This window comes from Stella humosa (assembly GCF_006738645.1).
GTDB classification, from domain to species: Bacteria; Pseudomonadota; Alphaproteobacteria; order ATCC43930; family Allostellaceae; genus Allostella; species Allostella humosa.
The window spans coordinates 5,147,777-5,170,872 of record NZ_AP019700.1; the positions used below are offsets into that span (position 1 = coordinate 5,147,777).

31 protein-coding genes are annotated in these 23,096 nt (G+C 68.2%); 17 read left to right on the forward strand and 14 right to left on the reverse strand.

What is annotated here, in order from left to right; all coding sequences use genetic code 11:
- Positions 1-133 precede the first annotated feature (133 nt).
- The 5 genes from STVA_RS24110 to STVA_RS24125 form a co-directional block, all read right to left on the reverse strand.
- Positions 134-1,200, reverse strand: a protein-coding gene (locus STVA_RS24110; RefSeq protein WP_420822806.1) for an IS630 family transposase whose coding sequence is annotated in 2 segments (ribosomal slippage) — positions 134-649 and positions 652-1,200 — 1,065 coding nt in all. Because the reading frame shifts where the segments join, the coding sequence is not laid out codon by codon here.
- Between the two features lie 89 nt (positions 1,201-1,289).
- Complete coding sequence (locus tag STVA_RS24115) at positions 1,290-1,712, reverse strand: hypothetical protein (protein ID WP_142235874.1); 423 nt, start codon at positions 1,710-1,712, stop codon at positions 1,290-1,292.
- 75 nt (positions 1,713-1,787) lie between these two features.
- Positions 1,788-1,919: a hypothetical protein gene (locus tag STVA_RS28425; protein WP_276330465.1), complete on the reverse strand. Its 132-nt coding sequence runs from the start codon at positions 1,917-1,919 to the stop codon at positions 1,788-1,790.
- A gap of 391 nt (positions 1,920-2,310) precedes the next feature.
- Positions 2,311-3,039 (reverse strand): class I SAM-dependent methyltransferase, encoded by a 729-nt coding sequence (locus STVA_RS24120; protein WP_123691235.1) that lies wholly within the window; start codon positions 3,037-3,039, stop codon positions 2,311-2,313.
- A gap of 19 nt (positions 3,040-3,058) precedes the next feature.
- Positions 3,059-3,721: a carbonic anhydrase gene (locus STVA_RS24125; protein ID WP_245978359.1), complete on the reverse strand. Its 663-nt coding sequence runs from the start codon at positions 3,719-3,721 to the stop codon at positions 3,059-3,061.
- Between the two features lie 359 nt (positions 3,722-4,080).
- Here STVA_RS24125 and STVA_RS24130 point away from each other — a divergent pair, with 359 nt between their 5' ends.
- From STVA_RS24130 to STVA_RS24145, 4 genes are all read left to right on the forward strand, one after another.
- Positions 4,081-5,448: an ABC transporter substrate-binding protein gene (locus STVA_RS24130; protein ID WP_123691231.1), complete on the forward strand. Its 1,368-nt coding sequence runs from the start codon at positions 4,081-4,083 to the stop codon at positions 5,446-5,448.
- A gap of 40 nt (positions 5,449-5,488) precedes the next feature.
- Complete coding sequence (locus tag STVA_RS24135; protein ID WP_123691229.1) at positions 5,489-6,367, forward strand: carbohydrate ABC transporter permease; 879 nt, start codon at positions 5,489-5,491, stop codon at positions 6,365-6,367.
- A gap of 47 nt (positions 6,368-6,414) precedes the next feature.
- Positions 6,415-7,269 carry a carbohydrate ABC transporter permease gene (locus STVA_RS24140; RefSeq protein ID WP_123691226.1) on the forward strand — a complete coding sequence of 285 codons (855 nt, stop codon included), beginning with the start codon at positions 6,415-6,417 and terminating at the stop codon, positions 7,267-7,269.
- Between the two features lie 75 nt (positions 7,270-7,344).
- Positions 7,345-7,674 (forward strand): hypothetical protein, encoded by a 330-nt coding sequence (locus STVA_RS24145; protein WP_123691224.1) that lies wholly within the window; start codon positions 7,345-7,347, stop codon positions 7,672-7,674.
- 125 nt (positions 7,675-7,799) lie between these two features.
- Here the strand turns inward: STVA_RS24145 and STVA_RS24150 are convergent, their stop codons facing one another.
- Together STVA_RS24150 and STVA_RS24155 are read right to left on the reverse strand one after the other, a co-directional pair.
- Positions 7,800-8,063, reverse strand: a complete 264-nt coding sequence (locus STVA_RS24150; protein ID WP_123691222.1) for a hypothetical protein — start codon at positions 8,061-8,063, stop codon at positions 7,800-7,802.
- A gap of 161 nt (positions 8,064-8,224) precedes the next feature.
- Positions 8,225-8,758, reverse strand: a complete 534-nt coding sequence (locus STVA_RS24155; protein ID WP_123691220.1) for a cupin domain-containing protein — start codon at positions 8,756-8,758, stop codon at positions 8,225-8,227.
- A 108-nt stretch (positions 8,759-8,866) separates the two neighbouring features.
- Here STVA_RS24155 and STVA_RS24160 point away from each other — a divergent pair, with 108 nt between their 5' ends.
- Entirely contained in the window at positions 8,867-9,346 is a 480-nt protein-coding gene (locus STVA_RS24160; RefSeq protein ID WP_123691218.1) for a GNAT family N-acetyltransferase, read from the forward strand.
- Between the two features lie 33 nt (positions 9,347-9,379).
- On the opposite strand, the gene STVA_RS24165 is transcribed toward STVA_RS24160, so the two are convergent.
- Both STVA_RS24165 and STVA_RS24170 read right to left on the reverse strand, forming a co-directional pair.
- Positions 9,380-9,892: a pentapeptide repeat-containing protein gene (locus tag STVA_RS24165; RefSeq protein WP_123691216.1), complete on the reverse strand. Its 513-nt coding sequence runs from the start codon at positions 9,890-9,892 to the stop codon at positions 9,380-9,382.
- Entirely contained in the window at positions 9,882-10,385 is a 504-nt protein-coding gene (locus STVA_RS24170; RefSeq protein ID WP_123691213.1) for a thioesterase family protein, read from the reverse strand. The genes STVA_RS24165 and STVA_RS24170 overlap by 11 nt, the downstream gene beginning before the upstream one ends.
- 87 nt (positions 10,386-10,472) lie before the next feature.
- On the opposite strand from STVA_RS24170, the gene STVA_RS24175 reads away from it, so the two are divergent.
- Complete coding sequence (locus tag STVA_RS24175) at positions 10,473-11,405, forward strand: Na+-dependent transporter (protein WP_123691211.1); 933 nt, start codon at positions 10,473-10,475, stop codon at positions 11,403-11,405.
- A 112-nt stretch (positions 11,406-11,517) separates the two neighbouring features.
- Here STVA_RS24175 and STVA_RS24180 read toward each other — a convergent pair whose 3' ends face one another.
- Positions 11,518-11,859, reverse strand: a complete 342-nt coding sequence (locus tag STVA_RS24180) for a hypothetical protein (protein WP_123691209.1) — start codon at positions 11,857-11,859, stop codon at positions 11,518-11,520.
- A gap of 170 nt (positions 11,860-12,029) precedes the next feature.
- Here STVA_RS24180 and STVA_RS24185 point away from each other — a divergent pair, with 170 nt between their 5' ends.
- Together STVA_RS24185 and STVA_RS24190 are read left to right on the forward strand one after the other, a co-directional pair.
- Positions 12,030-12,464, forward strand: coding sequence for a ribonuclease domain-containing protein (locus STVA_RS24185; RefSeq protein ID WP_123691207.1), 435 nt, complete (start codon positions 12,030-12,032; stop codon positions 12,462-12,464).
- Positions 12,461-12,757, forward strand: coding sequence for a barstar family protein (locus STVA_RS24190; protein WP_197735730.1), 297 nt, complete (start codon positions 12,461-12,463; stop codon positions 12,755-12,757). Before STVA_RS24185 ends, STVA_RS24190 begins: the two co-directional genes overlap by 4 nt.
- Positions 12,758-12,788: 31 nt before the next feature.
- On the opposite strand, the gene STVA_RS24195 is transcribed toward STVA_RS24190, so the two are convergent.
- Positions 12,789-13,634 carry a GNAT family N-acetyltransferase gene (locus tag STVA_RS24195; protein ID WP_197735731.1) on the reverse strand — a complete coding sequence of 282 codons (846 nt, stop codon included), beginning with the start codon at positions 13,632-13,634 and terminating at the stop codon, positions 12,789-12,791.
- Between the two features lie 123 nt (positions 13,635-13,757).
- Here STVA_RS24195 and STVA_RS24200 point away from each other — a divergent pair, with 123 nt between their 5' ends.
- The 6 genes from STVA_RS24200 (at position 13,758) to STVA_RS24225 (ending at position 18,729) form a co-directional block, all read left to right on the forward strand.
- Positions 13,758-13,952: a twin transmembrane helix small protein gene (locus STVA_RS24200; RefSeq protein WP_123691205.1), complete on the forward strand. Its 195-nt coding sequence runs from the start codon at positions 13,758-13,760 to the stop codon at positions 13,950-13,952.
- Positions 13,953-13,959: 7 nt separating this feature from the next.
- On the forward strand, positions 13,960-14,523 hold the full coding sequence (locus tag STVA_RS24205) for a cob(I)yrinic acid a,c-diamide adenosyltransferase (RefSeq protein ID WP_123691204.1): 564 nt from the start codon (positions 13,960-13,962) through the stop codon (positions 14,521-14,523).
- Between the two features lie 138 nt (positions 14,524-14,661).
- Positions 14,662-15,411, forward strand: a complete 750-nt coding sequence (locus tag STVA_RS24210) for an electron transfer flavoprotein subunit beta/FixA family protein (protein ID WP_123691202.1) — start codon at positions 14,662-14,664, stop codon at positions 15,409-15,411.
- Positions 15,411-16,349, forward strand: a complete 939-nt coding sequence (locus STVA_RS24215) for an electron transfer flavoprotein subunit alpha/FixB family protein (RefSeq protein ID WP_123691200.1) — start codon at positions 15,411-15,413, stop codon at positions 16,347-16,349. The genes STVA_RS24210 and STVA_RS24215 overlap by 1 nt, the downstream gene beginning before the upstream one ends.
- Positions 16,350-16,426: 77 nt before the next feature.
- The gene (locus tag STVA_RS24220) at positions 16,427-17,299 is read left to right on the forward strand and encodes a 3-hydroxybutyryl-CoA dehydrogenase (RefSeq protein ID WP_123691420.1); all 873 of its coding nucleotides are present in this window, start codon (positions 16,427-16,429) and stop codon (positions 17,297-17,299) included.
- A gap of 107 nt (positions 17,300-17,406) precedes the next feature.
- Positions 17,407-18,729: an NAD(P)/FAD-dependent oxidoreductase gene (locus STVA_RS24225; protein ID WP_123691198.1), complete on the forward strand. Its 1,323-nt coding sequence runs from the start codon at positions 17,407-17,409 to the stop codon at positions 18,727-18,729.
- 19 nt (positions 18,730-18,748) lie between these two features.
- Here the strand turns inward: STVA_RS24225 and STVA_RS24230 are convergent, their stop codons facing one another.
- The 3 genes from STVA_RS24230 to STVA_RS24240 all read right to left on the reverse strand — a co-directional run bounded on the left by STVA_RS24230 (position 18,749) and on the right by STVA_RS24240 (position 20,153).
- Complete coding sequence (locus STVA_RS24230; protein ID WP_123691196.1) at positions 18,749-19,231, reverse strand: type II toxin-antitoxin system VapC family toxin; 483 nt, start codon at positions 19,229-19,231, stop codon at positions 18,749-18,751.
- Positions 19,228-19,536, reverse strand: coding sequence for a type II toxin-antitoxin system Phd/YefM family antitoxin (locus STVA_RS24235; protein ID WP_123691194.1), 309 nt, complete (start codon positions 19,534-19,536; stop codon positions 19,228-19,230). Before STVA_RS24235 ends, STVA_RS24230 begins: the two co-directional genes overlap by 4 nt.
- A 71-nt stretch (positions 19,537-19,607) precedes the next feature.
- Positions 19,608-20,153 (reverse strand): TlpA family protein disulfide reductase, encoded by a 546-nt coding sequence (locus STVA_RS24240; RefSeq protein WP_123691192.1) that lies wholly within the window; start codon positions 20,151-20,153, stop codon positions 19,608-19,610.
- A 118-nt stretch (positions 20,154-20,271) separates the two neighbouring features.
- Between STVA_RS24240 and argH the strand changes: the two genes are divergently transcribed.
- Genes argH through lysA form a run of 3 tightly spaced genes read left to right on the forward strand, consistent with a single transcriptional unit; the run spans position 20,272 to position 23,040 of the window.
- Positions 20,272-21,603 (forward strand): argininosuccinate lyase, encoded by a 1,332-nt coding sequence (gene argH / locus STVA_RS24245; protein ID WP_338092744.1) that lies wholly within the window; start codon positions 20,272-20,274, stop codon positions 21,601-21,603.
- Positions 21,600-21,737 carry a hypothetical protein gene (locus tag STVA_RS27800; protein ID WP_170216534.1) on the forward strand — a complete coding sequence of 46 codons (138 nt, stop codon included), beginning with the start codon at positions 21,600-21,602 and terminating at the stop codon, positions 21,735-21,737. The genes argH and STVA_RS27800 overlap by 4 nt, the downstream gene beginning before the upstream one ends.
- A 1-nt stretch (position 21,738) precedes the next feature.
- Positions 21,739-23,040, forward strand: coding sequence for a diaminopimelate decarboxylase (gene lysA, locus STVA_RS24250; RefSeq protein ID WP_123691188.1), 1,302 nt, complete (start codon positions 21,739-21,741; stop codon positions 23,038-23,040).
- Positions 23,041-23,096: the final 56 nt, after the last annotated feature.

The following is a 23,096-nucleotide window of genomic DNA, read 5'->3' on the forward strand; positions in this document are numbered from 1 at the left end:
GGTCGGGTGCGGCAGCTAGCCGAGGCGCGCGACCCGCCCCACTCGGCCGCTCTGGCCATCTACCGTGCCCCAGCCGTCCACGCCGGATTGCCAGCCCGCCCGGCCGGATCGGGGTCATACCAAGTCCGGCTGTTCATGACCGATGTGCCCACGCCCGGAGACCGATGGACATGATCTTCCATGGCTGGTCGACGAGCTTGTTCCAGGCGTGGGCGCAGTGGTCGAGGATGTCGTCGTAGGATTGGAAGACGCGGTTCGAGAGCCAGTTGTCGCGCATGAACTGCCAGACGTTCTCGACCGGGTTCAGCTCCGGCGACTTGGCTGGTAGCGGCACGATCGTGATGTTGGCCGGGACGACAAGCCGCTCGGAGAGGTGCCATCCAGCCTGGTCCATCAAGAGCAGGGCATGGGCGCCGGGAGCGACGGTGCGGCTGATCTCCGCCAGATGGAGTTGCATGGACGGCACGTTGCAGCGCGGCAGGACGAGGGCCGCGCCCTTGCCCTCGGCCGGACAGATCGCGCCGAAGATGTAGGCCGACTTGGTGCGCTGGTCGTGCGGCGCGCTCGGCCGGGTGCCGCGCCGGGCCCAGCGCCGGGTGATGCCGTTCTTCTGGCCTACACGGGCTTCGTCCTGGAACCAGACCTCTATCCCTCCTGGGGCTTCGGCAGCCTTCTTGCGCGCGAGGCGCGCCAGGAGCGCGGGAAAGTTTTTTTGAATGCCTCCCCGGCTTGCGGGTCCTGGGCATGGTGACGCGGCCGGGCCGACAGCTTGCGGTAGCCCATCGCCCGAAGCCGGTCGCTCATCGTCTGCTTCGACAGGCTGACCCCGAAAGTCTCGTGGATCCATTGCGCGAGGTCGATCAGCCGCCAGCGGACGACGCCGTGCACGGCCGGGATCGGGCCAGCCTCGACCAGCCGGGCCACCTCCGCCCATTGCTCGGCCGACAGCTTCGAGGATGCGCCGCCAGCCTTGCGGTCGATCAGGCCATCCGGACCGTCGGCGTTGAACGCCAGCACCCAGTCCCGCACCGTCTGCAAGCCGACACCGCCCAGCTTGGCTGCATCGCTCCGGCTACCGCCGTCATAGATCGCCGACAGCGCCAATAGCCGCCGGGCCTGGCCGGCGTCCTTCGAACGCTTTGCCAATCCCCGAAGCGCCGCTCCGTCATAGTCTCCGCGCAGCCCGATCGGTGCAGCCATGGCGAACTCCATACCGTTCGCCATCCTTGAATCAGAACTCCGACCCCAGCGGAATCCCCTTCGTGAGTCACCTCACGCCGGACTTGGTATCAGTCATCCACCCGCAGTTCTGCCTTGCACACCGGAGCCGTGCTGCCGACCAGTGTCGGCGTCAGCGTGCATTTTGCTCCGTACTCAATCAATGACTGGGCCACGCACGTCTCCATCTTTCCGTCCTTCGTATGAATTCGAATATAGGCGTCGCAGACTAGACTTCCGTTCGTTTCCATCCAGCGCAGCCGATAGACGCGCCCCTTGCTATCGAAAATATTCGGCGAAAAATAGGACGAATGCGCATCGCCGCCCTCATGATTTACTTCCCGCCGAACCTCGTCGCCCATATCCATGAGGAGGGTGCGCTTGGCATAATTGTAGAAGAGAGCATTGGTCTGAAACTGCGCCGCGATGCTCGATACCGGCAGCAGGCAAACTGTCCCTAGAAGGGTGGCGATCACAAACCTGTAGGCCGTCATGCTCCTGATCTCCGTAGTGAGATGCAACCGGTGGGCAGCAAGCTATCCGCGGCAGCGCTCGGCCGGGACGGAAGCCTAATCCAGGATCGCCGCCTCGGGGAAGTCGCCCGGGTGCATCTCGGCCAGCGTGCGGAAGCGCGCGGGCGGCAGCGCCAGCAGGTCGTCGACGCTGAGGCCGGCGAGGCGGCGTTCCGGCTGCTGGCGCATGTGATCCTACTCGAGCGGCAGCGGGCGATCGGGGCTTGGGTGGTGGAGGCGGGGAGATTGCTATGTCAACAGAACCTAGTAAATCAGCACCGGACCGCTCGTGCGGGGAAAGCTTGTGCGGAACCGGTGCGGGTCCCTATTAACAGGATTCTCGCCCGCACCGTATCTCGGAACGCATGGCGAACACCGGTCGCCACTCTTCTCGAAATACCTCCGGCCACCGCACCAACGCAAAAACGCCAGAACTGCTGGGGTTTCTGACGCGCTCCCCCGCCTACGAATATGGGGGTTAGGAGTTCGAATCTCTTCGGGCGCGCCATTCTCCCCAACGAATTCCATTCGAGAAGTTCTTCCGGGAGCCCTTCGCTGTCCCGTGTGGCATGTTGGCCGCTCAATCCGCCACGACAAGCCGGTATCCCGCGTCGTACGCGTCCAGGGTGAGCAGGTCGGCGTAGCGTCGCGCCCACTGGCCGGTTTCAAGGTCGCGCCTCAGTTGCTGCAGACCGGCCTCGGCATCCCCGATGGCCCAGAATGACGAGCTGCCGGATCGGATGTAGGGATCGAGATAGGCCTCGGGCCGGCGCCAATAGGCGTAGAGGAACCCGTCGCTGCAATCGTGCGGCACCAGCAGCGGCGTGATCCGCACCGGCCCCAGCCAGCGTTCGTAGTCGGCCAGAGCCGGCATCTGCGCGTCGTCCAATGCCGCAAGCCCGGGAAGATAGTCGGTCAGCCAGGGGCGGCATGACGGGTCGAAGGTGAGCAGGACGATGCGGCCGCTCGTCACGCGCCGCATCTCGCTCAGGCCCGCTTGCTTGTCCGCCCAGTGATGAACGGTCAGGACCGCCATCGCCGCGTCGAAGCGCTTGTCCTCGAATGGCAGGGCCTCGGCGCGGGCGCGGATCGCCTTGGCCGCTGCCGGACCGCGCTTCCGGATCATCGCGAGCGACGGCTCGACCGCGACTAGCGATCTACCCGTCGGTTCGTAAGAACCGGCGCCCGCGCCCACGTTCAGAATGGTCCGGGCCAGACCCAGCGCGTCCTCAATGGCAGCAGCTATCCGGGCATCGGGCCGGCGAAGCGCGGCATAGTTACTGCCGATGACGTCGTATTTTGGGCGCATTGCGTCCGCGCCCGCCCGGTCAGGCGACCAGCTTGCCCCGGTCCACCAGGAATTCGACCTTGCCATCGTCGAGGTCGTAGCGGGCGGCCACCACCTTCACCTTGCCCGACTTGACGAGGCCGGCGACAATCTTGCTCTGGGTGGCAATCCTGCCCGCGGTGCGCAGGGCGTTCTCGCGGATCGTGTTGTCCACGAAATCGCCCGGCTGCTTCATCACGGCCCGGGCCGACGGCACGATGTCCTTCACCATCGGGCCGATCGACCCTGGGAACTTCGCCCCCTTGGTGACGATGTCGCAGGCCGCGGCGGCCGCCCCGCAGCGCTCGTGGCCGAGCACGACGATGAGCGGCACGCCAAGCACCGCGGCACCGTACTCGATCGTGCCCATGGTGACGGTGTCGGCCGTGTTGCCGGCATTGCGCGCGACGAAGAGCTCGCCCGCGCTGACGCCGCCGAACAGCAGTTCCGGGGCGACGCGGCTGTCGGCACAGCTGACGATGGTGGCCCATGGCGCCTGCGACATCGCGACCTTGGTGCGGCTGGCGGTCAGGTCGCCGATGCAGAGATCGGGAGCGGCGACGAAGCGGGCATTGCCGGCCTTCAGCCTGCCCAGCGCCTGATCGGCGGTCAGGCTGGTGGTGGCCCCGCCCGCGGCCGACGCCGCACCGGCGCCCAGCGCCATCGCCGCCAGCCCGGCCGCGCCGAGGCCTAGGAACCCGCGACGCCCAAGAACTCGATCGCGCTCACAGATATTGCACATCGGACCGCCCCGCCTGGAGTTGCCTTGCCTGGAAACCTGCGGGCAGGCGCGAACGATGCCGGCCTGACCGCATTAGCGATTCTTATCGCAACGCTGACCGGCCCGACCACAGGAAAGATCGCCCTGGGGTTGAAAGGATGGCCGTCGATCGCGGCGATCCGGCCTCCAGACGCCGCGCCGAAGAAGTGGTGGCGATGCATCTCGACAGCCGCAGGCCGGGCTGATAACGCTTTGCATAATACCCGCCAGAAAACGGCGCGGGCTTTCCCGAGGGAGGGAACATGAAGTTACTGTTGGCCACCGCGACCGCCATTGCGCTCGTCACCACTGCCGTCCCTGGCGTCGCCCAGGAAAAGCTGACGGTCTGGTGGGTCAAGGGCTTCTATAAATCTGAGGATGATGCATTACTTGCCGCAATCAAGGCCTACGAGGCCAAGACCGGTGTGAAGGTAGATCTGTCCCAGTACGCAATTCAGGACATGATCCCGAAGTCGGTCGCCGCCCTCGATTCCGGCTTGCCGCCCGACGTCGCCTATGCCGACAGCTACGATGTCCAGGTCGCCGGCAAGTGGGCGTTCGATGGCCGTCTGGAAGACATCTCCGACCTGATCGAGCCGATGAAGGCGCGTTTCTCGCCGAACACGGCCGAAACCGCTTACCTCTACAACGACAAGGCCAAGAAGAGCGCCTACTACGCCTATCCGATGAAGCAGCAGACTCTGCACATCCAGTACTGGAAAGACATGCTGGCGACCGCCGGCTTCAAGCCCGCCGACATCCCCGGCACCTGGAAGGAATACTGGTCCTTCTGGTGCGAGAAGGCGCAGCCCGCCTATCGCCGCGCCACCAGCAGCCGCGTCTTCGGCATCGGCAACCCGATGGGCGTGGAATCGACCGACTCGTTCCAGTCGTTCCTCAGTTGGGTCGACGCCTATGGCGTGAAGCTGGTCGACGATGCCGGCAAGCCGACAGTCGACGACCCGAAGGTGAAGGCAGGCCTCGTCAGCGCCCTGCGCGACTACACCGACATCTACGCCAAGGGCTGCTCGCCGCCGTCCTCGACGACGTGGAAGGACCCCGACAACAACGTCGCCTTCCACAATCGCACCACCATGATGACGCACAACTACACGATCTCGATCGCGGCCAAGTGGCTGGACGACGCCAACAATGCCGCACTGACGCCCGAGCAGCGGGCGGCCGGCCGCAAGGCCTATGACGAGACGATCGCCACCTCCGGCTTCCCCACGAAGCCGGACGGCTCGCCGATGCACTATCGCGCCTCGGTCAAGGTCGGCGTCATCTTCGAACAGGCGAAGAACAAGGCCCGCGCCCGCGACTTCATCAAGTTCCTGATGGAGGAGCAGAACCTGCGCCCCTATGTCGAGGGCGCGCTGGGTCGCTGGTTCCCGGTCACCAAGGAAAGCCAGGCCAGCCCCTTCTGGCAGGCCGACCCGCACCGCAAGGCGGTCTACGACCAGTTCATGGCCGGCACCCTGCCGTTCGAGTTCACCAAGAACTACAAGTTCACCATCCTCAACAACGAGAACGTCTGGGCCAAGGCGATGAACCGCGTCGTCAGCGAGAAGGTCCCGGTCGAGAAGGCGGTCGACGAGATGGTCGCCCGCATCAAGGAAGTGGCGAACTGAGGCGGCGGGCGAACCGGAGCGGACGCCGCGCGCGGCACCGATGACCGCCTCGACCGTAGAAGACACGACCCGCCGGGAAGCCTCCCGGCGGGTCGGCTTTTCCATTTCGGCCAAGCAGGCCTGGGGACTGCTGTTCGTCGCGCCCTATATGGCGGTGTTCGTCCTCTTCGTGGTCTTCCCGGTCAGCTACAGCTTCTGGCTGGCGCGCGATCCCCAGCTCTACGTCGAGCTCGCGAAGGATCCGATATTCCTGCGCACTGCGATCAACACGCTGGTGTTCCTGCTGGTCGCCATCAACGTGAAGATGGTGCTGGCGCTGTTTCTGTCGGGCTTCTTCACCCATCCGCGCTGGTGGGTGAAGATCACCGCAGCACTCTTCGTGCTGCCCTGGGCGGTGCCATCGATCCCGACGATCCTGTCGATCCGCTTCATGCTCAACCCCGAATGGGGGGTGATCAACCAGCTCATCTTCAAGCTGACGATGGATGACGGGCCGAACTGGCTGAACGACCCGACGCTGGCGATGGCGCTGTCGATGGTCGTCCACATCTGGAAGTCGCTGCCCTTCTGGACCCTCATCCTGCTCGCCGGGCGGCTGGCCATCCCGCAAGAGATCTACGAGGCGGCCTCGGTCGACGGCGCCGGCGCCTGGCACCGCTTCCGCTACATCACCTGGCCGTCGATCAGCATGCTCTACGTCACCTGCACACTGCTCTCGATGCTGTTCACGCTGGGCGATTTCAACAGCGTCTATCTGCTGACAGGCGGTGGTCCGGCCGACCTGACGCATGTGCTGGCGACGCTGGGAATCCGCTATCTCCGGCTCGACCAGCTCAATATGGCGATGGCGAGCATCGTCTGCGCCATGCCGTTCGTCCTGCCGCTGGTCTTCTTCATGATGAAGCGCCTCTCCCGATGAAGGGGATGGCCCGATGAAGGGGATGGCCCGATGAAGGGGATGGCCCGATGACCCGCGGCCGCCTGATGCGGAACGTCAGTACGGAAGCCGGGCTGCTGCTGATCGGCATCCCCGTCCTGCTGTGGACGCTGATCCCGCTTTATCACATGTTCCTGTTCGCCATCTCGCCCAAGGATGCCGCCTTCTCGGGCCAGCTCTGGCCGACCAACCCAACCCTGCGCAATTTCGAGATGGTGTTCGGGCAGAAGCACCATTTCCTCTATAATTTCTGGCAGCAGATGCTGAACTCGGTGCTGATCTCGGTCGGCACGGCGATCGTCACGCTGGTCGTCGCCACCGCGGCCGCCTTCTCGATCAGCCGGCTGCGGCTGAAGGGCGGACGGCTGGTGATGAACCTGGCGCTCTTCACCTATTTCATCCCCGCCGCCTTCCTGGCGGTGCCGATGTACAAGACGATGGGCATCTACGGCCTGCTCAACAGCGACTGGTCGCTGGTGCTGGCGATGGTCACCGTGGCCTCGCCCTATGCGATCTGGATCCTGCGCCAGGCGTCCGACAAGCTGCCGGTCGAACTCGACGAGGCCGCCATCATCGACGGCGCCTCGCCGCTGCAGCTCTTCCGCATGGTCTACCTGCCACTGATGGTGCCGTCATTGATCGCGGTCGGCACCTATGCCCTGCTGCTGGCCTGGAACGAGTATCTCTACGCCTTCCTGCTGCTGTCGAAGGACACGGCGATCACCCTGCCGGTGGCGCTCGGCAACTTCCTGGCAGCCGACGATTCGCCCTGGGAGCTGCTGATGACGGCCGGCTTCATCTATGCCCTGCCGCCGGCGGCGATCTACTACGCCTTCCGCAAGTACATGTCGTCGGGGCTGACCGCGGGGGCAGTGAAGGGATAGGCCCAGCCGGCAATTGACGTGCCCGTCGACCATGCCCAGATGCGCCAGACCGGTCACCGGCGAAAGTGGGGTCCCATGCCGCTTACGTTCGATCTGGTCGAGGCGAAATACATGGACGACTGCGAAGGGCAGCCGGCCGTCAATTTCCGCGCGCATGTCGAGGGCACGGCACCGCGCGAACTGGTCTCCTGCCGCATCCAGCACGCCGCACTGGACATGCTGCTGACCCAGGCAGCAGGCATCGGGGTGGGGGACGACCAGTCGGCCCTGGAGGCAGCGGCCGAGCAGTTCCGCCCCATCATCCTGGCGATCGCGACCGCCAAGTTCGACTGCGGGGACTGGCTGCTGGACGGCAGCCGCAAGGTCGTCGTCGTCCGCCTGGACGACGTGTCGACGGCGCGGTGAACGAAGAGAAGGCCGCGGATCGCTCCGCGGCCTTAGTCGCCTCTGTCGGTGGGGGCGGCCGGCCCGAGCGGCCGGGGGGAACCGCTCGGTGGCGAGGGGGAGCGCCTGGTGCCGGCCGTAGAACCTTAGCGGCCGAGCTTCTGGTCGGCGTCGACCGACTGGCCGAACTTGCCGTCGTCGAGGTTGCGGCCGTACTTGCCCTCGTCCGCGTTGCGGCCGTACTTGCCTTCGTCGGCGTTGGCGCCGAACTTGCCCTCGTCGAGCAACTGGCCGTACTTGCCGTCATCCTGGTTCATGCCGAACTTGCCAGCATCGAGCGACAGGGGGGAAGCGACGGCACCGAAGGCGATCAGGGAAGCGATGGCAGCGGCGGAAATGAGCTTGGTCATGGGAACCTCCTGGTCAATTTGGCTGGGCGACCCGGTCCATCCCCGCGCCGTCCTCATGACCAGAAGGTAGTCCCCGACCCGCGCCTGGGCGAATCACGCTCGCTCACTCCACGGTGACCGGCTGATGACCGTTCCGTGATCGCCCGGCCACCGCCCGCGGGCTATGCCTGCTTGTGGATCGGGTCGACCCAGAGCACCTGCTCGGGCTTCTCGATCGGCTCGATGTCGAGGTTGACGACCACCGCCTCGTTGTCGCTGCGCACCAGCACGCATTCCAGCGTCTCGTCGGACGACGCGTTGATCTCCTGATGGGGGACGTAGGGCGGCACGAAGATGAAGTCGCCCGGGCCGGCCTCGGCCACATATTCCAGGCGCGCGCCCCAGCGCATGCGCGCCCGGCCCTTGACGATGTAGATGACGCTTTCGAGCGCGCCATGATGGTGCACCCCGGTCTTGGCGTCGGGGAAGATCTTCACCGTGCCGGCCCAGATCTTCTGCGCGCCCACGCGCGCCAGGTTGATCGCCGCCTCGCGGTGCATGCCGGGCGTCTGGGCCGTGTTCGGGTCCAGCTTGTCGCCCGGGATGACCTTCACCCCATGCTCCTTCCAGTCGACATAGACGTCGGGATCGGCATGGGGATGGGCGTGAGCATGATCGTGGTCGTGGTCGTGGTCGTGGTGATGGTCGTGCGTCATGGCGGGCGATCTCCTGGTGTGCTTCCTATGTGCGCCAGCCGCGCCCGCCGTTCAACAGTCGGACGGCATGCAGCGCATCATCCACCGCCCGACCCGAGGAACGACCCGATGCCGGCCATCGCCATCCGCACCGCCACCGTGGCCGACGTGCCCACGCTCATGCGCCTCGTCCGCGCGCTGGCCGCCTACGAGAACCTGGAATCCGCCGTCGTCTCGTCCGAGGAGGACCTGCGCCGCGACGGCTTCGGCCCGCACCCGGCCTTCGAGGCCCGCATCGCCTCGCTCGACGGCGTCGATGTCGGCTTCACGCTGTTCTATCCCGGCTATTCGACCTTCTCGGGCCGGCGCAGCCTGTTCCTGGAGGACCTGTTCGTCGACGAGGCCGCGCGCGGCCACGGGCTGGGTCGCCGCCTGCTGGCGGACCTGGCGCGGATCGCCGACGAACGCGGCTGGACGGCGATCACGCTCCACGTGCTGGACTGGAACCCGACCCGCGCGTTCTACGAGCATCTGGGATTCCGTGCCCATGGCCAGTGGCTGCTGTATTCGCTGAGCGGCTGGTCGTTCGACCGACTGGCCGCCGAATAGCCGGCCGGCCGGCCATTCAGTTGCATCGGTCGTTCAGTTGCATTGGCCGATCGAGCCTTCCGCGCACACGCGCTTGCCGTCCGTCCAGGTGGCACCGGACAGGTTGGCCTGGGCGAAATCGGTCCCGCGCACCGTGGCCCCGGACAGGTCGGCCCCACGCAGGACCGCGCTGAAGAAGCGCGCGCGCGACAGGTCGGCCCGCGCCAGGACCGCCTGGGTCAGGTCGGCATTGGTGAAGTCGGCCTCGGTCAGGCGCGCCTCGTCCAGGCGTGCGCGGGCCAGCCTGGCCGACAGGAACTTCGCCCGCGAGGCATCGGCCCGGCGCAGGTCGGCTCCGGTCATCACGGCGCGCGAGAAGGTGGCGTCGCGCAGCGAGCCGCCGGACAGGTCGTGGCCGGCCAGTTCCGCCCCGTCCTGGTAGCAGCGGCGCCAGTCGACCCCCGGGCCCGCCGGATCGTTGCAGCCGGCCAGGGCCGCCGGTGTCGGTGTCAGGAACAGCGCGGCCAGGACGGCCGCGGCGAACCGCCCGCGCCGGTCATGCCGCACGCCGACGCTCCATGCCGATCGAGCGCCCGGCCTGGGGCGGCCGGGGCACCGCGCGGTGCTGCTCGGCCATCGCCGAAAGGGATGCCATCGCCGCGCCCGGCCAGGCGACGGAGCGCCGCACCGCAAGGTCGACATGCACCGCCATGATCTCGTTGGTGGCTGAGAGGAACCCCTTCTCGGCATGGAACATCGCGTGGAAATAGTGCAGCCGCTTGGCATCCAGCCCCAGGATGTGGGTATGGATGCGGAACGGCTCGCCCTCCAGCAGCTCGCGCTCGTAGGTGAGGTGGGTTTCCAGCACGAAGAACCCGCAATTGCTGCTGCGGGTGTAGGTCGAGCCGATCCCGTGGCGATGCAGCAGCGTGTCCGTTCCCTGGTCGAAGGCGAGCAGGTAGTAGGCGAGGTTCATGTGCCCGTTGACGTCGATCCATTCCGGCTTCACCCGGCCGGCATGTTCGGCGAAGAGGCGTTCATCGTTGAGCGTATCCGACATGGTGGAGGAAGATAGTCGATCGCAGGCGATCCTCAAACCATCGTCCCCCTTCCGCCATCCTCCCCACTTTCGGACCGGACCCCGCCGATGCTGCTGAACTGGCTGGCCTATCTCGGCCGCAATGGCACGAAGGTGCTGGCGGTGGGCATCCTGGTCGGCCTGGCCCTGCCGGACCTGGCCCGCAGCCTGAAGCCGTGGCTGCCGGTGGCGGTCGCCATGACCATGGTGGGCTCGATGCTGCGGCTGGAATGGCCGGAGATCGCGCGCCAGATCCGCGCCTGGCCACAGGTGGCGCTGACGGCCGCCTGGCTGATGCTGGCGGCCCCGGTCCTGGTGGCGGTCGTGGCGACGGCGCTGCCGCTGCCGCCCGGCCTGGTGACGGCGATGGTGCTGTCGGCGGCCGGGCCCTGCATCATGTCCGCCCCGGCCATCTGCCTGCTGCTGGGCCTGGATGGGGCGTTGGCGCTGGTCGCGATGGTCATCGCCCACCTGCTGGCGCCGCTGACGGTGCCGCCGCTGGCGCTGGGCCTGGTCGGCGTCACGCTCGACATCGGCATGGTGGAACTGACCTTGCGCCTGGCCGGCTTCGTGCTGGGTGCCGCGGCAGTGGCAGAGCTGATCCGGCGGCTGGCCGGCCGCCAGCGCATGCGCGACCACGGCGACGCGGTCAACGGCTTCAACATGCTGGTCCTGGTGGTCTTCGCCATCGCGATCATGGATGGGGTGACGGCGGCCGCCCTGGCCGATCCCGGGTTGGTGTTGGTCTATCTGGCCGCCGCCCTGGTCTTCAACGCCGCTCTCCAGGCGGCGGGCTGGCTCGCCTTTCGCCGGGCGGGCGCACCCGCCGCGCTGGCGGTCGGCTTCATGACCGGCAATCGCAACATGGGGCTGATGTGGGCCGCCCTGGGTGCCGACACGGCAATCGGCATCACGCTCTACTTCGCCGTGGCGCAGTTGCCGATGTACCTGTTCCCGGCAATCCAGGCGCCGCTCTATCACCGCTGGACCCGCGGGGCTTAGCCGGGGCGCCCCGCGGGGCACCCCGGCCGTTTTCCCCACTATCCCCGCATTCTGGGGATAACTCTGCGGATAAGCACCCTCGCCTGTGGATAAGGCGGGTGAACAACCCCCCTCAAGCCGTTACGCCGAAACGCTTCTCGGATACGAGGACAACTTCCACACCGACGATCTGGCGCATGCAGCGGGCCACGTAGTCGGCGAGATCGCGGTCCATCCCCTCCATCTGCACGTCAATCGACAGTTCATCGCCGTCCGCCCCCTGGGTACGGGCGACGAAGGCGGACGGGACCAGGTCGCGCTTGGCGAACAGCTCCAGCACGCGCGGCATCAGGCCGGGCGAGCTGCGGCCGTTCAGGGAAAAGCAGGCGGTGGGGAGGCGCGCGGCGGAGACGGTCTCCGACCGATGGGCGGTCAGATGCTGGGAATCGAACCGCTGGGAATCGGGGCGTTGCATGACGGCAGCCTTCTCGAAAACGAATAGACGAACGACGTGGCCCGGCTCTCAAAGAGAACCGGGTCCGTAATTCGCCCACCGATCCGAAGCTGCGCGTGGAACACCATGCCGACAAAATAAGCCCGCCCCCCGTTCCGGTCAATGCGGCCGACCGTGCTAGGATCGAATGCATGCTGCGTCGCCTTGTGCTTCTCTTCCTCCTGGCCATCCTGGTCCCGCTGTCGGCCGCCGCGGGCGAGGCCCAGTGGCGGTCGTTCGCCGGTCGCCTCGGCATCGCCGATGTCGACGGGCTGGTCGAGACGCTGGCCCATCTCGACCGCACCGGCCGCCTGCCGCCCCGCTATGCCACCAAGGCGGAGGCCCGGCGCCTGGGCTGGGAGCCGGGGCGGGACCTGTGGGCGGTGGCCCCGGGACGCGTAATCGGCGGCGACGTGTTCGGCAATCGCGAGCGGCGCCTGCCGCCGCAGGCCCGCGACGCCTATCGCGAAGCCGACCTCGACTATCGCGGCGGTCGCCGCAACGCCCGCCGGCTGGTCTTCGACCGGGATGGCGGACGCTGGGTGACGATCGACCATTACGAAAGCTTCCACCGGGTGCCCCAGTGAGCAAGCCAGTGAACCAGCCGCGCCGCGTCGTCATCGAAGGGCAGGCGATCGCCACCCTGGCCCGGGCCTGGGACGCGCTCGCGGGCGCGCTCGACCTGCCCGCCCATTTCGGCCGCAACCTCGATGCCCTGCATGACTGCCTGACGGGCGACGTGCCCGGACCGCTCGTCATCGAATGGCGGCATTGGCGTGCGACCGAGGAGCGGCTCGGCCAGGGCGTCCGGCCGATGCGCGAGACCCTGGAGGAAGCGGCCGCGACGCGCGACGACCTGGAGGTCCGCTTCCCCGACTGACGACCGCCGTCGCCGGCTTGCCGGCCGGCGGTCAACCCAGCTCGAAGGTCGTGACGCCGTAGGTGCCCGCCAGGTCGACCAGGGGCGCCGGCCCGCGATACATCCGTGCGGTCTCGAAGCAGGCGGCCAGGCCATGCCGCTCGGCCAGTGCCACGGCATCCGGATTGTTCTCGGGCACATCGAAGAAGACCGGCCCCTCGCCCGCCTGGGCCGCCAGCGCCCGGAACAGGCTCTCGGCGGTGTCGGCATCGTCGGCGAAGAGCGGACCGATCTTCCAGCCGATGCGGCAGCGGCGGACGACGCCGTAGCCCGACAGGCTGCCGTCGCGAAGTGCGGCATAGCCATGGCTGTGCGGCAGGCCGGCCCATACCGCCAGGAAGGCGCGCCTGGCCGCGGGAAAGAAGCGGCGGTCATAGGCGAGCAGGCGGTCGAGCGGCACCTCGCCCAGGGGCAGCAGGCCGGATTCGATGCGCCCGGCCGTGGCGACCCCGCCGAAGCGGATGTTGCGACAGGCCAGCACGAAGCCGGAGCGGGCATAGTTCGCCTGCTGGGCGGGCACCCCGTCCAGCCCCACCACGGCGCCAGAGAGGTAGCCCATGCCGGCCCGCCATAGCGCCAGCCCATGGCCCTGGCCGCGGAAACCCGGGGCGGCGATATAGAAGCCGAGGAAGCCGAAGTCGCCCGCATAGCGCACGACCGAGATCGAGGCCGCCGGCTGGCCGTCGAGCCGCGCCACCAGGAACCCCGTCGGATCGGCCGCGCGGAAGGCCAGCGCGTCGGCCAGCCCCGGGTTCCAGCCCTCGTCGGCGGCCCAGTCGATCGCGCGGTCGAGGTCGGCCGGGCTCATCACGGAAATGGCCAGGGTGGAGGCGGGCATGGCGGCACTCTTCGGGTTGCTTCTGCGGCCCAGCCTGCCCCGCCCGCGGGGCCGGCCGCAACTGCCCGCGCAAATCGTCGCTGCGCCTGGGCGCGGGCCCTGGCAGGCGCTATATCTCGGCACATGAATACCTTCCTGACGATCGTCCTGGTCCTCCTGATGCTGGCGACGCTGGGCGTGCTCGGTGCCGGCGTGGTCGGCATGATCCGGGGCGGCAGCGACCCGCGCCGCAGCAACACGCTGATGCGCTATCGCGTGCTGTTCCAGATGGGGGCGCTGCTGGTCCTCGGCCTCGTCCTCTGGACGATGAAGCCCTAGGGTCGCCATGGTCCAGCTGACCCGCATCTACACCCGCGGCGGCGACCGCGGCGAGACCTCACTCGGCGACGGCGTCCGCGTGCCCAAGCACGACCTGCGGGTGGAGGCGTTCGGCACCGTCGACGAGGCCAATGCCACCATCGGCCTGGTGCGGCTGCACACCGAAGGGGCACTCGACCAGCTGCTGGCGCTGATCCAGAACGACCTCTTCGATCTCGGCGCCGACCTCTGCACGCCCGAGGACGGGCGCCGCGGGGCCGGCGCGCTGCGCATCGTGGCGTCCCAGGTCGCCCGCCTGGAGACCGAGATCGACGCCTACAATGGCCGGCTGGCGCCGCTGTCGTCCTTCATCCTGCCGGGCGGCACGGCGGCGGCGGCCTACCTGCACCTGGCCCGCACCGTGACCCGCCGGGCCGAGCGGCTGGTGGCCGAGCTGGCGGCCCGCGACCCGGTCAACCCGGAAGCCTTCAAGTACCTCAACCGCCTGTCCGACCTGCTCTTCGTGCTGTCGCGGCACGCCAACGGCGATGGCGCCGGCGACGTGCTGTGGGTGCCCGGCGCCAGCCGTTGAGCGCCGTCGGGGCGGGGATGTTTCGCTTGCCATGCCATTGTGCATGTGCACAAATCGCGCGCCACGGCGGCACGGAACGGGCCAGCCGGCCCGTTCCCATTCGCCGCCGCCCAGCATCCATCAGGTGAGTTGTTGCCGATGAAAGTGCTCGTCGCCGTCAAGCGGGTCGTCGACTACAACGTCAAGATCCGGGTCAAGGCCGACAAGACCGGGGTCGAGACGTCCAACGTCAAGATGTCGATGAACCCCTTCGACGAGATCGGGGTCGAGGAAGCCGTGCGCCTGAAAGAGGCGGGTGCGGCCACCGAGATCGTCGCCGTCTCCCTGGGCGTGACCCAGTGCCAGGAGACCATCCGCACCGCGCTCGCCATGGGTGCCGACCGCGGCATCCTGGTGGAGACCGACGCGGTGCTGGAGCCGCTGGCGGTCGCCAAGCTGCTGAAGGCGGTGTGCGAGAAGGAGCAGCCCCGCCTCGTCATCCTAGGCAAGCAGGCGATCGACGACGACGCCAACCAGACCGGCCAGATGCTGGCGGCCCTGCTCGGCTGGCCGCAGGCGACCTTCGCCTCCAAGGTGAAGATCGACGGCGACAAGGCCGAGGTGACGCGCGAGGTCGATGGCGGCCTGGAGACGATCCGCATCGCGCTGCCGGCCATCGTCACCACCGACCTGCGCCTGAACGAGCCGCGCTACGCCTCGCTGCCGAACATCATGAAGGCGAAGAAGAAGCCGATCGACGTGCTGAAGCCGGCCGACCTCGGCGTCGACGCGGCACCCCGGCTGACGGTCCTCAAGGTCGAGGAGCCGGCCAAGCGCCAGGCCGGCATCAAGGTCAAGAGCGTGGCCGAACTCGTCGACAAGTTGAAGACCGAAGCGCGGGTGATCTGATGAGCGTCCTCGTCCTGGCCGAGCATGACGGCTCGGCCCTGAAGCCCGCCACCCTCAATGCCGTGACCGCGGCGGTCGAGATCGGTGGCGACCTGCATATCCTGGTCGCCGGCCAGGGCTGCGCGGCCGTGGCCGAGGCAGCCGCCAAGGTGCCGGGCGTCGCCAAGGTGCTGGTGGCCGACGATGCCGCCTACGCCCACCCGCTGGCCGAGAACCTGACCCCGCTGCTGGTGGGCTTGGCCCCCGGCTACAGCCACCTGCTGGCCCCGGCCACCACCAACGGCAAGAACGTGCTGCCGCGCGTGGCAGCCTTGCTCGACGTGCAGCAGATCTCGGACATCACCGCGGTCGTGTCGCCCGACACCTTCGTGCGGCCGATCTATGCCGGCAACGCGCTGGCGACGGTGCAGTCCAAGGATGCGATCAAGGTCATCACCGTCCGCACCACCGGCTTCGGCCCGGCAGCGGCCGAGGGCGGCAGCGCCACCATCGAGAATGTCGCCGCGACGGCGGATTCCGGCCTGTCGAGCTTCGTCGGCAACGAGCTGTCGAAGTCCGAGCGGCCGGAACTGACGGCCGCCCGCGTCGTCGTGTCCGGCGGGCGCGGCATGCAGAACGGCGAGAACTTCAAGCTGCTGGAGGCCCTGGCCGACAAGCTGGGTGCCGCCGTCGGCGCCAGCCGGGCCGCGGTCGACGCCGGCTTCGTGCCCAACGACTATCAGGTCGGCCAGACCGGCAAGGTGGTGGCGCCGGAGCTCTACATCGCCGTCGGCATCTCGGGCGCGATCCAGCATCTGGCCGGCATGAAGGACAGCAAGGTGATCGTTGCCATCAACAAGGACGAGGAAGCCCCGATCTTCCAGGTGGCCGACTATGGGCTGGTCGGTGACCTTTTCCAGATCGTGCCGGAACTGACCAACGCCATCGAAAAATCGTGATGCCCAATCGGCGCACGCTCTTCGCCCAGAGCGATCGTTCGTCCGGCGACGGTTCCGCAGAGCAGACAGGGAACGCGATGATCGGCAAGATCGGCATCATCGGCGCGGGCCAGATGGGCTCGGGCATCGCCCAGGTTTCCGCCCAGGCGGGATATCCGGTGCGCCTGCTCGACATGAGCGAAGAGTCGCTGAAGCGCGCGGTCGAGAACATCGACCGGGGCTACCAGCGGCTGGTGGCCCGCGGCAAGCTGACCGAGGACGAGCGGACAGCCGCCATGGCCCGCATCGAGACGGCGCGCGACATGGCGGTGTTCCGCGATTGCGACGTCGTCATCGAGGCCGCGACCGAGAACGAGCAGGTCAAGAAGGAGATCTTCAAGGCGCTGGTGCCCAACCTGGGGCCCGCCACGATCGTCGCCTCGAACACCTCGTCGATCTCGATCACCCGGCTGGCGGCGTCGACCGACCGGCCGGGCCGCTTCATCGGCATGCACTTCATGAATCCCGTGCCGGTGATGCAGCTGGTCGAGATCATCCGCGGCATCGCCACCGAGGAAGCAACCTACCAGTCGATCCGCGAGCTGTCGGTGCGGCTTGGCAAGCAGCCGGTGGCGGCCGAGGATTTCCCGGCCTTCATCGTCAACCGCATCCTGCTGCCGATGATCAACGAGGCCGTCTACACCCTCTATGAGGGGGTGGGCTCGGTCGAGGCGATCGACACCGCCATGAAGCTCGGCGCCAACCACCCGATGGGGCCGCTGGAACTGGCCGACTTCATCGGGCTCGATACCTGCCTGGCAGTCATGCAGGTGCTCTATGACGGGCTGGCGGACTCCAAGTACCGCCCCTGCCCGCTGCTGGTGAAGTATGTCGAGGCCGGCTGGCTCGGCCGCAAGGCCGGCCGCGGCTTCTACGACTATCGCGGCGAGAAGCCGGTACCGACCCGCTAGATCGTCCGATCATCCCTGCGGCGGGCCGCCGCAGGGATTGCGCTTGAGCGGCATGCGACCGCCGGGTGAAACTGCCCGGTCGCAATCCTCGCCCCGAGGCTCCGCCCATGGCCGCCACCGTCGATGCCGTTCCCTCGGACGAGAAACTTCCCGAACGCACACAGGTGGTGGTGATCGGGGCCGGCATCATCGGCGTCAGCACGGCACTCGCCCTGGCCGAGAAGGGCATTCCGGTCGTGCTGTGCGAGAAGGGCCAGGTCGCGGCCGAGCAGTCCAGCCGCAACTGGGGCTGGTGCCGCACCTCCCAGCGCGACCCGCGCGAGATTGCCCTCAGCGTCGAGGCGCAGCGGATGTGGGAGGGGATGGATGCCCGCATCGGCGAGTCCACCGGCTTCACCCGCAGCGGCATCCTGTTCCCCTGCGAGACCGACGCCGAGGTCGAGGCGAAGGAACGCTGGCTGGAGCATGCCCGCCCCTACCAGCTTGATTCGCGGATGCTGAGCGCGGCCGAGATGGCCCCACTGCTGCCCGGCAACACCCACAAGTTCAAGGCCGGCCTCTATACCGCCAGCGACGGCCGGGCCGAGCCGCAGATCGCCGCCCCCGCCATGGCGCGGGCCGCCCGCCGCCTGGGCGCCACGGTGCTGACCAACTGCGCCGTGCGCGGGGTGGAGACCGCGGGCGGGCGGGTGTCGGCCGTCGTCACCGAGAAGGGCCGGATCGCCTGCTCGGGCGTGGTGCTGGCCGGCGGCGCCTGGTCGCGCCTCTTCTCGGGCAACATGGGGATCGACCTGCCGCAACTGATGGTGACCGGGTCGGTCCTGCGCACGATGCCCATTGCCGGCGGGCCCGAATGCGCCGTCGGCACCAACGAGTACGGCATCCGCAAGCGCGCCGATGGCGGCTACACCATGGCCAAGCGCAACACCAACATCACCGACATCACGCCCGATAGCTTCCGCCTGTTCTTCGACTTCCTGCCGGCCTTCAAGCAGAACCGCAAATTCCTGAAGCTGCGCCTGGGCCAGCGGTTCTTCGACGAGCTACGACGCCCGCGGCGCTGGTCGCTCGACAGCGTGACGCCATTCGAGCAGGTGCGGATCATGGACCCGGCCCCCTCCCTGCCGGCGCTGGCAGCCCTGAAGGCGATCGTCGCCCGCGACTTCCCGGTCTTCCGCGACATGCAGGTGGCCGCCACCTGGGGCGGGCTGATCGACAGCACGCCCGACGTGGTGCCGGTCATCTCCACCGTCGACCGGGTGCCGGGCTTCGTCATCGCCACCGGCTTCTCCGGCCACGGCTTCGGCATCGGCCCGGCGGCCGGGCGGCTGGCGGCCGACCTCGTCACCGGCGACCGGCCGATCGTCGACCCCAGGGAGTTCCGCTTCTCGCGCTATACCGACGGCAGCAACCCCCGCCCGAAGGCGTAGGGGTAAACCGGGCTCGGAGTCAGGTGGGGCTGCGGTGCCGGCGGGCGCCGGGCAAGATCGGCGCGCACCCTGGATCGTCCTCCCACGGGTTGAATATCGCAGCCCCGCTGTAGCGGACGTCCCGCACGTTGCGGGTGGCAAGGTACAGATCGTGCTCGATCGCCGTGGCGGCGAGCAAGGTATCGATCACCGGCGCCGGATGGCCGGTCCGGCGGCGGACCGAGCCGCTGATGGCGCCCCAGCGATACACGACCCGATCGGAAACGGACAGGACGCGATCGACGAAGCGCGCCGCGAGCCCGTCCCGGGTATTCCTGTAGATGGCGCGGCGAGGGTCATCCTCCTCAAGGCCGGCGATGCCCTTGTCATACTCGCCGAGCGTCAGGACGCTGAGATACAGGCTCGTCTCGTCCTGCTCCGCCGCCCATTGCTTCACGCGGAGCGAGCCGCGCGGACTGATGATCTCCGCCGTGACATTGGTGTCGAGCAGCCAGCCGATCAAATGTCCGGTTCCCGGCCGACATCGTGCGGGCGCGTCAGATCGAGCCCCTCGATCGACAGGCTTTCCATGAATGCCACGAAGGGCAAGGCAGCGGCCGGCTTCACCATGCGGTCGAACTCGTCCGCCGCAATCACCACGACCGCATCCTGACCACGGACGGTAACCCGCTGGGGACCTTCGTCACGCGCGCGGCGAACGACCTCGCTGAACTGGGCCTTTGCATCCTGCAGCTTCCAGCCGTCACGCTTGCCAGAGCGGTCGACCTTGCGCGGTGTGCGATATGCGGTGCCGCTATTCCGGGACACGTCAGCTCCTGACCATCTGACTAGATCATATCGCGATGCGAGCCGGCCGGGAAGCCCGACATGCCGTGCGCCTACTTCAGGTAGTATTCGATCAGCGCCACGGCCGACTCGCTATCCCACGCGGCATCGCCCTCGAGGCGGCCGAGTTCGTTGCCTTCCCGATCGAGCAGGATTGTCGTCGGCAAGCCGCGGGCGGCGAACGCGCGGGGGATGGCCCCCTTGGGGTCGACCCAGACGCCCAGCCCCTCGACCCCGTGCTTCTTCAGAAATGGCTCGACCTGGCGGGCGCCGCCGCGGTCGGACGACACCGCCAGCACCGTGACACCGCTGGCAGCCAGGCGGGCGCGCAGGCGGTCGAGTGCCGGCAGTTCCTTGACGCACGGCGCGCACCAGGTCGCCCACAGGTTGACCAGCACCAGCCGGCCGCGGAAATCGGCGAAGGTGCGCTCTCGGCCCTCGCCATCCAGGAAGGGCAAGCTCGGCGCTGGCCGCGGCTCCGCCGGCGCGGTAAATTGCCCGATCGCGCCGTGAAACGGCGGCGCCCCGGCGACAACGGCCGACCCCCACGCTGGCTGCGACAGCAGCAGCAAGGCGGCCAGGAAACGTCCGATACCCATGCCCTCGTCCCTTTCGGAGCCCGAACCAGTGACCGACCCGAGCAACAATAATGGCGCTGCAGCGCCCGCCGCCAACCCGCTCTGGGGCGGGCGTTTCGCCGCGGGCCACGCCGCCGTCATGGAGCGCATCAACGCCTCGATCGGGTTCGACCGCCGTCTCTATGCCCAGGACATCGCCGGGTCCAAGGCCCATGCGCGCATGCTGGGCAAGGCCGGCATCGTCTCGGCCGAGGATGTGGAGCGGATCGTGGCCGGGCTCGACACCATCCTGGCCGAGATCGAAGCGGGCAAGTTCGAGTTCAAGATCGCGCTCGAGGACATCCACATGAATGTGGAATCCCGCCTGACCGAGCTGATCGGCCCGGCGGCCGGACGCCTGCACACGGCGCGCTCGCGCAACGACCAGATCGCGCTCGACTTCAAGCTGTGGGTCCGCGACGCCGTCGACGGGCTGGACGAGCAGATGAAGGACCTGCAGGCGGCCCTGCTGGACCTGGCCGAGCGCCATGCCGGCACCGTGATGCCGGGCTACACCCACCTGCAGGCGGCCCAGCCGGTCACCTTCGGCCACCACCTGATGGCCTATGTCGAGATGCTGGGGCGCGACCGCGGCCGCATGGCCGACGCCCGCCGGCGGATGAACGAATCCCCGCTGGGGGCAGCCGCGCTCGCCGGCACGTCCTTCCCGATCGACCGCCACATGACGGCGGCCGCATTGGGCTTCGACCGGCCGATGGCCAACTCGCTGGACGCCGTGTCCGACCGCGACTACGCGCTGGAGTTCCTTTCGGCGGCCGCGATCGCGTCCATCCACCTGTCGCGCTTCGCCGAGGAAATCGTGCTGTGGTGCGCCGACGGGTTCAAGTTCATCCGCCTGACCGACGCCTACACCACCGGCAGCTCGATCATGCCGCAGAAGCGCAACCCCGACGCGGCCGAGCTGGTGCGGGCCAAGGCGGGCCGGGTCATCGGCGCCCTGAATTCGCTGCTGATCGTGCTGAAGGGCCTGCCCCTGACCTATGGCAAGGACATGCAGGACGACAAGGAGCCGACCTTCGAGGCGGCCGACACGCTGTCGCTGGCGCTGGCCGCCATGGCCGGGATGGTGCGCGACATGACGGCCGACCCCGAGCGCATGCGGGCGGCGACCGACAAGGGCTTCATCACCGCAACCGACCTGGCCGACTGGCTGGTGCGGACGCTGGGCATCCCCTTCCGCGAGGCCCATCACGTCACCGGGCGCTGCGTGCGCAAGGCCGAGGACCGCGGCTGCGCGCTGGCCGAACTGTCGCTGGCCGAGTTGCAGGCCGAGCATCCGGGCATCACCGATGCCATCTACGATGTGCTGACCGTCGACCGCTCGGTCGCCAGCCGGACCAGCTTCGGCGGCACCGCACCCGACGGCGTGCGCGCCCGCATCGCCGACGCCAGGGAGAAATACCTCGCATGACGCCCCGCCCGCTGATCGCCGCCCTGCTGCTCGTGGTCGCCCTCGCCAGCCTCGGCGCCTGTGGCAAGAAATCCAGGCTCGACGCCCCCGATGGCGACAAGTCCACCTATCCGAAGGTCTATCCCCGTGAATGAGATGCCGCCCGCCCGCCCGCCCGCCCTGCTCGACGCCTTCGCCTACCAGGCCGGCCGGCTGCATGCGGAGGGCGTGCCGCTGTCGAAGATCGCCGACGCCGCCGGCACGCCGTGCTGGGTCTATTCCCATGGCGCGCTCGAATCCCGCTACCGCGCCTTCGATGCGGCCTTCGCGGGCATCCCGCACCTGATCTGCTATGCGTTGAAGGCCAACAGCAACCAGGCGGTGATCAAGACCTTCGCCGACCTCGGCGCCGGCGCCGACATCGTGTCCGAGGGCGAGTTGCGCCGGGCGCTGGCGGCGGGCGTGCCGCCGGAGCGCATCGTCTTCGCCGGCGTCGGCAAGACAGCGGCCGAGATGGCGGTAGCACTGGATGCCGGCATCCTGCAGTTCAACGTCGAATCCGACCAGGAGCTGGAGCGGCTGTCGCAGGTCGCCAGCCAGATGGGCCGCACCGCCGGCGTGGCGCTGCGCGTCAACCCGGATGTCGATGCCGGGACCCACGCCAAGATCACCACCGGCACGGCCGAGAACAAGTTCGGGATCGAGATCGACCAGGCCCGCGCCGTGGCGGCCCGCACAGCCGCCCTGCCCGGCCTGAAGCTGTCTGGCATCGCCATGCATATCGGCAGCCAGCTGACCTCGGTGGAGCCGTACCGCCAGGCATTCGCCCGGCTGGTCGACTTCGCCCGCATGCTGATGAACGAGGATGGGCACAAGCTCGAGCGGCTCGATCTGGGCGGCGGGCTCGGCGTGCACTACCAGCATGCCCCGCCTGTGGACCTGGCATCGTATTGCGCGGCCGCCCGCGAGGCGCTGGCGGGCTTCCCCGGCACCGTCGTCCTGGAGCCCGGCCGCTGGATGGTGGCGGACGCCGGCATCCTCCTTGCACGCGTGCAGTATGTGAAGCGCGGATCGCTCAAGACCTTCGTCATCCTGGATGCGGCAATGAACGACCTCATCCGGCCGGCGCTCTACGACGCTTGGCATCCGGTCATCCCGGTCGTCGAGCCGGCGGCCGGGCACGGGCTGGAGACGGTCGACGTCGTGGGCCCGATCTGCGAGTCGAGCGACGTGATCGCGACCGGCCGGTCGATGCCGCCGGTTGCCCAGGGCGAGCTGGTGGCGATCGGCGTCGCCGGTGCCTATGGCGCGGTCATGGCGTCCACCTACAACAGCCGGCCGCTGGCGCCGGAAGTGATGGTGAAGGGCGGGGCCTTTTCCGTGGTACGTTCCCGCCCTAGCTATGACGAGATGATCGCATCGGACAGGCTGGCCCCGTGGCAGATCCACCGAACCTGACTGGTACTACGCCGATAGGGCGCGCCCCGCCTGCGCGGGGCATCCTGCCGCCCACG

Coding starts and splice junctions, on each gene's coding strand:
- STVA_RS24120 (WP_123691235.1), bottom strand. CDS start 3,039: ATGCGCCCAAAATACGACGTCATCGGCAGTAACTATGCCGCGCTTCGC.
- STVA_RS24155 (WP_123691220.1), bottom strand. CDS start 8,758: ATGACGCACGACCATCACCACGACCACGACCACGACCACGATCATGCT.
- STVA_RS24220 (WP_123691420.1), top strand. CDS start 16,427: ATGATCGGCAAGATCGGCATCATCGGCGCGGGCCAGATGGGCTCGGGC.
- STVA_RS24215 (WP_123691200.1), top strand. CDS start 15,411: ATGAGCGTCCTCGTCCTGGCCGAGCATGACGGCTCGGCCCTGAAGCCC.
- STVA_RS24115 (WP_142235874.1), bottom strand. CDS start 1,712: ATGACGGCCTACAGGTTTGTGATCGCCACCCTTCTAGGGACAGTTTGC.
- STVA_RS24225 (WP_123691198.1), top strand. CDS start 17,407: ATGGCCGCCACCGTCGATGCCGTTCCCTCGGACGAGAAACTTCCCGAA.
- STVA_RS28425 (WP_276330465.1), bottom strand. CDS start 1,919: ATGCGCCAGCAGCCGGAACGCCGCCTCGCCGGCCTCAGCGTCGACGAC.
- lysA (WP_123691188.1), top strand. CDS start 21,739: ATGCCGCCCGCCCGCCCGCCCGCCCTGCTCGACGCCTTCGCCTACCAG.
- STVA_RS24210 (WP_123691202.1), top strand. CDS start 14,662: ATGAAAGTGCTCGTCGCCGTCAAGCGGGTCGTCGACTACAACGTCAAG.
- STVA_RS24205 (WP_123691204.1), top strand. CDS start 13,960: ATGGTCCAGCTGACCCGCATCTACACCCGCGGCGGCGACCGCGGCGAG.
- STVA_RS24185 (WP_123691207.1), top strand. CDS start 12,030: ATGCTGCGTCGCCTTGTGCTTCTCTTCCTCCTGGCCATCCTGGTCCCG.
- argH (WP_338092744.1), top strand. CDS start 20,272: ATGGAGCGCATCAACGCCTCGATCGGGTTCGACCGCCGTCTCTATGCC.
- STVA_RS24125 (WP_245978359.1), bottom strand. CDS start 3,721: ATGGCGCTGGGCGCCGGTGCGGCGTCGGCCGCGGGCGGGGCCACCACC.
- STVA_RS24160 (WP_123691218.1), top strand. CDS start 8,867: ATGCCGGCCATCGCCATCCGCACCGCCACCGTGGCCGACGTGCCCACG.
- STVA_RS24240 (WP_123691192.1), bottom strand. CDS start 20,153: ATGGGTATCGGACGTTTCCTGGCCGCCTTGCTGCTGCTGTCGCAGCCA.
- STVA_RS24170 (WP_123691213.1), bottom strand. CDS start 10,385: ATGTCGGATACGCTCAACGATGAACGCCTCTTCGCCGAACATGCCGGC.
- STVA_RS27800 (WP_170216534.1), top strand. CDS start 21,600: ATGACGCCCCGCCCGCTGATCGCCGCCCTGCTGCTCGTGGTCGCCCTC.
- STVA_RS24150 (WP_123691222.1), bottom strand. CDS start 8,063: ATGACCAAGCTCATTTCCGCCGCTGCCATCGCTTCCCTGATCGCCTTC.
- STVA_RS24200 (WP_123691205.1), top strand. CDS start 13,758: ATGAATACCTTCCTGACGATCGTCCTGGTCCTCCTGATGCTGGCGACG.
- STVA_RS24140 (WP_123691226.1), top strand. CDS start 6,415: ATGACCCGCGGCCGCCTGATGCGGAACGTCAGTACGGAAGCCGGGCTG.
- STVA_RS24180 (WP_123691209.1), bottom strand. CDS start 11,859: ATGCAACGCCCCGATTCCCAGCGGTTCGATTCCCAGCATCTGACCGCC.
- STVA_RS24175 (WP_123691211.1), top strand. CDS start 10,473: ATGCTGCTGAACTGGCTGGCCTATCTCGGCCGCAATGGCACGAAGGTG.
- STVA_RS24145 (WP_123691224.1), top strand. CDS start 7,345: ATGCCGCTTACGTTCGATCTGGTCGAGGCGAAATACATGGACGACTGC.
- STVA_RS24135 (WP_123691229.1), top strand. CDS start 5,489: ATGACCGCCTCGACCGTAGAAGACACGACCCGCCGGGAAGCCTCCCGG.
- STVA_RS24195 (WP_197735731.1), bottom strand. CDS start 13,634: ATGCCCGCCTCCACCCTGGCCATTTCCGTGATGAGCCCGGCCGACCTC.
- STVA_RS24130 (WP_123691231.1), top strand. CDS start 4,081: ATGAAGTTACTGTTGGCCACCGCGACCGCCATTGCGCTCGTCACCACT.